Here is a 9,276-nt window from a genome sequence, read left to right as displayed (position 1 = left end):
GCGCGCCTTGCGCGCGAAGGGATCCTCTGCGGAGCATCCCTGTTAACAGGTCCTGCGATGCATCAGAGTTGCAACTGTTGCAACAGTTCGTCGACGCGTTGCTTCACGGCGGGGTCCATGGTGATCGGGCGGCCCCATTCGCGGGTGGTCTCCCCGGGCCACTTGTTGGTGGCGTCCAGGCCCATCTTCGAACCGAGGCCCGAGACCGGCGAGGCGAAATCGAGATAGTCGATCGGCGTGTTCTCGATCAGGACCGTGTCGCGTGCCGGGTCCATTCGCGTGGTGATGGCCCAGATCACGTCCTTCCAGTCGCGCGTGTTCACGTCGTCGTCGACGACGATGACGAACTTCGTGTACATGAACTGGCGCAGGAATGACCAGACTCCCATCATCACCCGCTTTGCGTGGCCCGGGTACTGCTTGCGCATGCTGACCACCGCCAGTCGGTAGGAGCAACCCTCGGGGGGCAGGTAGAAATCGACGATCTCGGGGAACTGCTTCTGCAGGATCGGAACGAACACCTCGTTCAGCGCCACGCCGAGGATTGCCGGTTCGTCCGGCGGACGTCCCGTGTAGGTGCTGTGGTAGATCGGATCCTTGCGGTGGGTGATGCGCTCGATGGTGAACACCGGGAAGTCGTCGACCTCGTTGTAGTACCCGGTGTGGTCGCCGAAAGGGCCTTCGGGCGCGGTGTCGCCCGGATGAATATGACCCTCGAGCACGAACTCGGCGGAGGCAGGCACCTCCAGGTCGGAACCCAGGCACTGGACGAGCTCGGTCCGGCTGCCGCGCAGCAGGCCGGCGAAGGCGTATTCGGAAAGGGTGTCGGGCACCGGCGTGACCGCACCCAGAATGGTTGCGGGATCCGCGCCCAACGCCACCGCGATCGGGAACGGTTCGCCGGGGTTCGCCTCGGTCCAGTCGCGAAAGTCGAGCGCTCCGCCGCGGTGGGACAGCCAACGCATGATCACGCGGTTGCGGCCGATCACCTGCTGGCGGTAGATGCCCAGGTTTTGGCGCTTCTGGTTCGGACCGCGGGTGACGACCAGGCCCCAGGTGATCAGCGGCCCGGCGTCGCCCGGCCAGCAGGTCTGTACCGGCAGGGTCCCGAGATCGACGTCGGCCGCCTCGATCACCTTTTCCTGCGCCGGCGCCGAGCGCACGCGCTTTGGCGCCATGTCGAGCACCTTGCGAAAGATCGGCAGCGACTCCCAGGCGGCCTTCAGCCCCTTGGGCGGGTCCGGCTGCTTCAGGAACGCCAGGAGTTTCCCGATCTCGCGCAGCGCCTCGACGGACTCCGCGCCCATGCCCAGTGCGACTCGTTCCGGGGTCCCGAAGAGGTTGCCGAGGACAGGGGTATCGAAACCCTTCGGATTCTCGAACAGCAGCGCGGGTCCGCCGGCCCGCAGGACGCGGTCGCAGATCTCGGTCATCTCCAGCTTCGGATCCACCTCGAGCGGAACACGGCGCAACTCGCCCCGTTCCTCGAGCAGGGTAATGAAGTCGCGCAGATCGCGGTATTTGATCTTCTGAGTCATGGTCTGGCAAACATCCTAGAATAGGGCCTTCTAAACGAGACGGGGAGAGTATCGATGATCGAACGTGGCCTGGAAAAAGCCATGCTGGCCAGCCGGTGGCTGCTGGCGCCCATCTACATCGGGCTCAGCTTCATGCTGCTGGCCCTGGTCATCAAGTTCTACCAGGAGCTGATTCATCTTGTGCCGGTGATCTTCACCATCCGCGAGATGGACCTGATCCTGATGGCGCTGGCGCTGATCGACATCGTGCTGATCGCCGGCCTGATCATCATGGTGATGTACTCCAGCTACGAGACCTTCGTGGGCAAGCTGAACGTCGCCGAGCACAAGCGCTCATCCTGGCTGGGAAAGCTTGACGCGGGTTCGCTGAAACTGAAGGTGGCTGCGGCCATCGTCGCGATCTCCTCGATCCACCTGCTGAAGGCCTTCATGAACATCGAGACCATACCCAATGACAAGCTCCTGTGGTACGTGGTCGTCCACCTGACTTTCGTCGTGTCGGCGGTGCTGATGGGCGTCATGGACTACTACACCGACAAGGGCGACAGCAAGGTCTCGTCGGGCGGCCTTTGAGACGGCAGCGCGATACCGACCCTCAGAGGTCGGCGAACTCGGCAATGACCGGCGCGTGATCCGAGGGGCGTTCCCAGGCGCGGGGTTCGACGTCGATCGAACTGTGGCGACAGTGTTGCAACAGTGGCGCGCTCGCCAGGACCAGGTCGATCCTCAGGCCGCGGTTCCGCCGGAAGGACGCCGCGCGGTAGTCGAACCAGCTGAACTGCTCCGCCGGCTGTTCCTGCAGGCGGAAGCAATCGGCCAGGCCCAGATCCAGGATGCGCTGGAGCGCCTCGCGCTCCGGCTCGGAGCAGAGCACCTTGCCGCGCCAGAGTTCCGGATCGTGGACGTCGCGGTCCTCCGGGGCAATATTGAAATCGCCCAGGACAATCATCTTCGGGTAGGCCTCCAGTTCTTCCTTCAGCCAGAGGTGCGCGCGGCGCAGCCAATCGAGCTTGTAGGCGTATTTCTCGGAGTCGACCGCCTCGCCATTCACGACGTACAGGTTCACGATGCGGATCCCGTTCACGGTGCCCGCCAGGATCCTGCGCTGCGCGTCATCGAGCCCAGGCGGATCCGTGACCGGATCAAGGATCTCCGAGCGCGCCACGATCGCCACCCCGTTATAGGTCTTCTGTCCCGAAAAGGCGACCTGGTACCCGGCCTCCGTGAACGCCTCCAGCGGGAAGTTCTCGTCGCTGAGCTTGGTCTCCTGCAGGGCCAGCACATCCGGTTGCTGGTGCTCCAGCCAGGACAGGACCTGGGGCAGACGCACCTTCAGTGAATTGACGTTCCAACTTGCGATCTTCACGCCGCCTCCAGACCGCTGTGGCGCAGGAGCGCGTCGATGCTCGGCTCGCGTCCGCGGAAAGCCTTGAACGACTCCAGCGCGGGCCGGGACGCGCCGACCTCGAGGATCTCCTGCAGGTACGCAGCGCCGACTTCGGCCGAGAACAGGCCTTCTTCCTCGAAACGCGCGAAGGCGTCGGCGGACAGCACTTCGGCCCACTTGTAGCTGTAATAGCCCGCCGCGTAGCCGCCGGCGAAGATGTGCGCGAAGCCGTGCTGGAAACGGTTGAAGGAGGGCGGCCGGATGACCGCGACCTCGTCGCGTACGCGATCGAGCAGTTCCTGGATGGCTGCCGCCGACTCCGGCGCCGGCCCCGAGTGCAGGCGCATGTCGAACAGCGCGAACTCCACCTGCCGCAGTAGCTGCAGGGCCGTCTGGAAATGCCGCGTGCCCTGCATGCGCTCGAACAGGTCTTCAGGCATCACCGCACCGGTCTCATGATGGCGGGCGAAAAGGTCCAGCGCCTCCCGTTCCCAGCACCAGTTCTCCATGAACTGGCTGGGCAGCTCGACCGCGTCCCACTCGACGCCGCTGATGCCGGCGATCTCCGGATGATCGACCCGGGTGAGCATGTGGTGCAGGCCGTGCCCGAACTCGTGGAAGAGCGTCACGACCTCGTCGTGCGTGAACAACGCCGCCTTGCCATCGACCGGAGGCGTCGAATTGCAGGTCATGTAGGCGACCGGCAGCTGGGCGTGATCGCGGCTCACGAAACGGCTGCGGCAGACATCCATCCAGGCGCCGCCGCGCTTCCCCGAGCGGGCATAAAGGTCGAAGTAGAATCCCGCGCGCTCGTCGCCGCCGGCATCGCGGATCACGTAATAGCGGACGTCGTCGTGCCAGGTCTCGACGTTTTCGTCGGCGGTGATGCGGACGTTGAACAGGCGCTCGACCAGGCCGAACAGGCCGCCGACGACGCGGTCGGCCGGGAAGTAGGGCTTCAGCATCTCCTGGCTCAACCCGAGCCGGTCCGCGCGGATCTTCTCGGCAACGTACCCGTAGTCCCAGGCCTCGAGCTCGCCCATGCCGAGGCTCGCCCGCGCGTACTCCCTCATGTCCTCCAGATCGGCCTCCGCGGGAGCGCGGGCGCGCGTCGCAAGGTCGCGCAGGAAATGCTCGACGGTCTCCGGGGTGTCGGCCATTTTGGTCGCCAGCGAGCGCTCCGCGTGATGGGCGAAACCGGTGAGTTGCGCTTTTTCCTCGCGCAGCTTCAAGATCTCCAGCATCGGCTCGGTATTGTCGAAACGGCCCGCGTCGGGGCCCTGATCCGACGCCCGGGTCGCGTAGGCGGTGTAGACCTGCTGGCGCAGATCGCGGTCGTCGGCATGGGTCAGGATCGCGTAGTAGCTCGGGAAGTCCAACGTGATCACGAAGCCGTCGAGGTCGCGCTCCCGCGCGTTCTGCGCAAGCATCGCCCGCGACGACTCGGGCACGCCGCCAAGGCGGGTCGCATCGGGCAGATGCCGGGTCCAGGACTGGGTCGCGTCGAGGACGTTTTCCTCGTACCGCGCGGTCAGGGCCGAGAGGCGGGAATTGATCGCGCGCAGACGCGCCTTGCGGTCTTCGGGTAGGTCGACGCCGCTGAGGTGGAAGTCGCGCAGGGCGTCCTGGACCAGCTTGCGGCGATCCGCCGGCTCGGTCGCGAAGCCCGGACTGCGCGCCAGACGGTCGAAGGCTGCGTAGAGCTCGGCGTTCTGGGACATCTCGCTGGCGTACTCGGAGAGCTTGGGCAGACAGGCGTTATAGGCGACCCGCAGTGCCTCGGTGTTCATCACCGAGTTGAGGTGGCGCACCGGCGACCAGACGTCGTCCAGCCGCGTATCGAGGCGTTCCAGCGGCACGATGAGATCATCCCAGTCGGGAGCCTCTGGAAGACCGGCCAGGAGCTCGGCGATCGCCTTGCGGTTCTCTGCAAGAACGGTATCCACGGCAGGCTCGACGTGCTCCGGGCGGATGCTGCGGAAGACGGGCAACGATTCGGTGGCTAAAAGCGGGTTCGACACGGCAATTCCCTCGACGAAAAAGTTCAGAAACGGGCGGTCACCGCCCACAGAAACACGCTCGCGGCGGCGATGAATACCAGACCCGAACCATAAGCCCGAAGGCGCTGGCGGAACAGAAGCTGGGATTCGCTCAGGGTAGAAATCACCAGCAGGCGCTGGGTTCCGGGCTCCCCGCGGCGAATGACGTGGACCGCATCGGGCAGTTCCTCCGCCGCCATCTCGCGATCGACCGCGACCGCCGCGGCGGCGCGCACGCCCTGCCAGTCTTTCATCGAAAGTCGTCCGTCGCCGTCCGAATCGTATTGCCGGATGATATCCGGGTCGTTCTTCCAGCGCCCGAGCAACTCGCGCAGACGCTCGCTGCGGCTCAGCCCTTCGTGGCGCCGGGTCGAGAACTCACCCGCGACCAGGACCTCTCGGCGCACCGGCACGCGTTCCTCGACGTACCGATAACGGCCCCCGCCAAACCAGCCCGAAGCGCTGCCAGGACCCATGTTCAGCGCTCGACTCGCGCCATGCCAGATATCCCTTTCCGGACGGATGACCATCGCCCCGTCCGGATCGACCACGCATTCGCCGGTGCCGTCGTCGAGCCGGAAGAGGTCATCGGAACGGCCCTGGTCGATCACCACGCGGCGCCGGTTCCGTCCGCCGCCGCGGCGTTCCTCGATCCGGTATCGATACCATACGCAGGGCAGTCCTGACAGCGGTGCGACGATCTGCGGTCCCGGCAGCCAGTCTGCCGTACCCTCGAACTGGACGAAACCCTGCGGCGCGGATCGGATGCGAGCGGTCGGCGTGTCGGCGATCAGGCGCAGCAGACGACTGTAACGGAGAAACCCGTACAGCCCGCCGGCACTCAGGACCATCAGGCCGGCGACGGCAAAACCGAAGTCGGCGCCGTCTGCCAGGACGAACCACTGCTGCAACTCGGACACCATCGTGCAGACCTGGCGACGTCAGGTCCGGAAGAGCGCACCGAGGTCGACGTCCTGGAGGTCCGACGCATCGAACTCCAGCAGATCGAAGGGCTTGAAGCCGAAAAAACGCGCGACCAACACGTCGGGGAACTGCTCAATGCGGACGTTGTTCCGGTTCACCGCGGCGTTATAGAACTCGCGCCGGTCGGCGATGGCATTCTCCAGCCCCGAGACGCGGCGGCCAAGCTGGTTGAACGTCTCGTTCGCACGCAGTTCGGGGTAGGCCTCGGCAACGGCAAAGAAGTGGCCCAGGCCAAGGCGGATCTCGTTTTCGGCCGCGCCCAATGCCGCCATGTCACCGCTGCGCTGGGCCGCCTCGGCGCGACTGCGTGCCTGAGTGATCCGCTCGAGGGTCTCCTGTTCGTAGGCCATGTACTCGCGCGCGACGGTGACCAGCTTGGGCAGTTCGTCATTACGCTGCTTCAGAAGGACGTCGATGTTCGCCCACGACTGCGACACCGCGTGCTTCACCGCGACCAGCGCGTTGTAGATCACCACGGTGTACAGACCCGCGGCGAGCACGAGGACCAGAATCAAGACCGTTCCAAGACCCATGGCGTCATCCAAAAAGCTGATTGTCACGGAAGCCCCGCAAAGAGGCCATTCGCGCGCAAGGCAGGCTCCTTCGGGTTCCTGCCCTTGTAGGAGCCTGCCTTGCAGGCGAAGCCTTTGGCGGTTTCGCCATGTTCACCACCCTGACGGCTCAGACGTCGACGTTCTCCGCGCTCAGCGCTCGGGCTTCGATGAATTCGCGCCGTGGTTCGACCTGGTCGCCCATCAGCGTGGTGAAAATCTCATCGGCCCGGATGGCGTCTTCGATGCGGACCTGTAGCAGCCGGCGTGACTCCGGGTTCATCGTCGTCTCCCAGAGCTGCTCGGGATTCATCTCGCCCAGGCCCTTGTAGCGCTGGACCGCGAGGCCGCGCCGGCCTTCCTGGAGCAGCCAGACCATCGCGTCTGCGAAGGAGCGGATGACATGCACGCGTTCCCCGCGCTGGATGTAAGCGCCGGGCTCCAGCAGGCCGTGCAGGGTCTCGCTGAGGTTGAGCAGCGCGCGGAAGTCCCGGGAATCGAGAATCTCGTCGTTGATCAACTGTGAAAATGGCGCCCCGTGTTCGATGCGGTCCAGGCTCAACTGAAGAACGCCGTCGAGATCGGTGAGCGCGCCGAGGCTGTAGCGCGTGGCGCCGGCGCGGTCGCTGGAGAGGTCCTCCAGCAGCTTGCGGAACCAGGCCTGGACCTCGGGATTGGCGACGCTGCGGGGCTCGGGCATTGGATTCGCCTCGAACATGGCGCGCAGAATGCGGCCGTCGTAGAGCCGTCCGAGCCGATCCAGCGCTCGCTGGGCCTTCTGGTAATCCAGTACCAGCTTTTCGAACGCTTCCGCCGCAATCGGCGGTGCATCGGCGGAGACGTACAGCCGCGCTCCATCAAGCGCCAGGGAAAGGTTGATCTCCTGCATCTCGGCCTCGTCCCGCACGTACTGTTCCCGCTTGCCGCGCTTGATCTTGTACAGCGGCGGCTGCGCGATGTAGACGTAACCCAATTCGATCAGCTCGCGCATCTGGCGGAAAAAGAATGTCAGCAGCAGGGTACGGATGTGCGAGCCGTCGACGTCGGCGTCGGTCATGATGATGATGCGGTGGTAGCGCAGACGATCGATGTTGTACTCGTCCTTGCCGATCCCGCATCCCAGCGCCGTGATCAGGGTCCCGACTTCAGCAGATCCCAGCATGCGGTCGAAGCGCGCGCGCTCGACGTTCAGGATCTTTCCCTTCAACGGGAGGATCGCCTGAAAGTGGCGGTCACGACCCTGCTTGGCGGAACCACCCGCGGAATCGCCCTCGACCAGGTACAGCTCCGACTTCGCGGGATCCTTTTCCTGGCAGTCCGCAAGCTTCCCGGGCAGGCCGGCGATGTCGAGTGCGCCCTTGCGACGGGTGACCTCGCGGGCGCGGCGAGCTGCTTCACGGGCGCGCGCCGCTTCGATCACCTTACCGGTGATCGCCTTCGCCTCTGATGGATGCTCCAGCAGGAAATCGCTGAGGACCTCGCTCAGTACGCTTTCGACGATCGGCTTGACCTCGGACGAGACGAGCTTGTCCTTGGTCTGGGACGAGAACTTGGGATCGGGCACCTTGACCGAGAGGACCGCGGTCAGCCCCTCGCGCATGTCGTCGCCGGCCGTGGCGATCTTCGCACGCTTCAGCAGTCCCTCGCGCTCGAGGTACTGGTTCATGGTACGGGTCAGGGCCGCACGAAAACCGGCGAGATGCGTCCCGCCGTCACGCTGCGGGATGTTGTTGGTATAGCAGAAGAGATTTTCCTGGTAGGAGTCGTTCCACTGCAGCGCCACCTCGACGCTGTAGTCGTCGCGGCTCTGGTCCGCGTAGATCACCGTCGGGTGCAGCGCGGTTTTCTTCTGGTTTAGATGCTCGACAAAGGCCCTGATGCCGCCTTCGAAGCGAAAGATGTCCTCGCGGTTGTCGCGCTGATCGCGCAACCGGATGCGGACTCCCGAATTCAGGAACGAGAGTTCTCGCAGACGCTTGGCAAGGATCTCGTAATGGAAGTGGATATTGGTGAAGGTGCCGGTGCTGGGGCGGAACCAGATCGTCGTCCCGGTACGATCGGTGTCGCCGACCTCGGCCAGAGGTGCGGCGGGCACACCATGGTGGTAGACCTGGGTGTAACGCTTCCCGCCACGATGGATCTCCAGCCGCAGCTCTTCGGAAAGTGCGTTGACCACCGAGACTCCCACGCCATGCAGGCCGCCCGAGACCTTGTAGGAATTGTTGTCGAATTTTCCACCCGCGTGCAGGACGGTCATGATGACCTCGGCGGCGGACGTGCCCTCCTCCTTGTGGATGTCCACGGGAATACCGCGACCGTTGTCAGTCACGCTGACGGCGTTGTCCTCGTGGATGGTCACGTCGATCGCGGTGCAGTGCCCGGCGAGCGATTCATCGATCGAGTTGTCGACGACCTCGAAGACCATGTGATGCAGACCGGTCCCGTCATCGGTATCGCCGATGTACATGCCCGGCCGCTTGCGAACAGCGTCCAGCCCCTTGAGGACCTTGATGTGCGTGGAGTCGTAGATGTTCTGCGGCGCGGTGGGTTCGATGCTAGCCATGGAATTCCGGTACTCAATCAGTAAGCGCCCAGTATAGCCGAAAGGGGCTCAGCGGGGTCCCGAGGGGCCTCTCGTGGGGTTGGGGGGTGCCGCGGTTGCGGCTGGTGTTGCAGTCCGTTTGATGTTTCACGTGGAACATCACGGTGCGGGTTCGCCAGAGAGACAGTATGGTCCTTCGGGGTCCAGCGTCACTCTTTCGTCTGGGCGACGGTGA

Annotated in this window: 7 protein-coding genes; 1 reads left to right on the top strand and 6 read right to left on the bottom strand. The window is 64.6% G+C overall.

Annotated features, from left to right (window positions below):
- Positions 1-62: 62 nt before the first annotated feature.
- A complete protein-coding gene (ubiD, locus tag EA346_RS12055; RefSeq protein ID WP_296758921.1) occupies positions 63-1,526 on the bottom strand; it encodes a 4-hydroxy-3-polyprenylbenzoate decarboxylase in 1,464 nt (487 codons plus the stop codon).
- Between the two features lie 69 nt (positions 1,527-1,595).
- Here ubiD and EA346_RS12050 point away from each other — a divergent pair, with 69 nt between their 5' ends.
- On the top strand, positions 1,596-2,111 hold the full coding sequence (locus tag EA346_RS12050) for a TIGR00645 family protein (RefSeq protein ID WP_366755789.1): 516 nt from the start codon (positions 1,596-1,598) through the stop codon (positions 2,109-2,111).
- 22 nt (positions 2,112-2,133) lie between these two features.
- Here EA346_RS12050 and xth read toward each other — a convergent pair whose 3' ends face one another.
- From xth to gyrB, 5 genes are all read right to left on the bottom strand, one after another.
- Complete coding sequence (xth, locus tag EA346_RS12045) at positions 2,134-2,904, bottom strand: exodeoxyribonuclease III (RefSeq protein ID WP_296758916.1); 771 nt, start codon at positions 2,902-2,904, stop codon at positions 2,134-2,136.
- A complete protein-coding gene (locus tag EA346_RS12040) occupies positions 2,901-4,946 on the bottom strand; it encodes a M3 family metallopeptidase (RefSeq protein ID WP_296758914.1) in 2,046 nt (681 codons plus the stop codon). Before EA346_RS12040 ends, xth begins: the two co-directional genes overlap by 4 nt.
- 23 nt (positions 4,947-4,969) lie before the next feature.
- The gene (locus EA346_RS12035) at positions 4,970-5,887 is read right to left on the bottom strand and encodes a GIDE domain-containing protein (RefSeq protein WP_296758911.1); all 918 of its coding nucleotides are present in this window, start codon (positions 5,885-5,887) and stop codon (positions 4,970-4,972) included.
- 18 nt (positions 5,888-5,905) lie between these two features.
- Entirely contained in the window at positions 5,906-6,481 is a 576-nt protein-coding gene (locus EA346_RS12030) for a LemA family protein (RefSeq protein WP_296758907.1), read from the bottom strand.
- A gap of 148 nt (positions 6,482-6,629) precedes the next feature.
- On the bottom strand, positions 6,630-9,062 hold the full coding sequence (gyrB, locus tag EA346_RS12025) for a DNA topoisomerase (ATP-hydrolyzing) subunit B (protein ID WP_296758906.1): 2,433 nt from the start codon (positions 9,060-9,062) through the stop codon (positions 6,630-6,632).
- Between the last annotated feature and the right edge of the window lie 214 nt (positions 9,063-9,276).

This window comes from Thioalkalivibrio sp. (genome assembly GCF_007692535.1).
In the GTDB taxonomy this organism is placed as follows: Bacteria; Pseudomonadota; Gammaproteobacteria; order Ectothiorhodospirales; family Ectothiorhodospiraceae; genus Thioalkalivibrio.
This window is presented reverse-complemented; position numbering and strand designations above follow the sequence as displayed.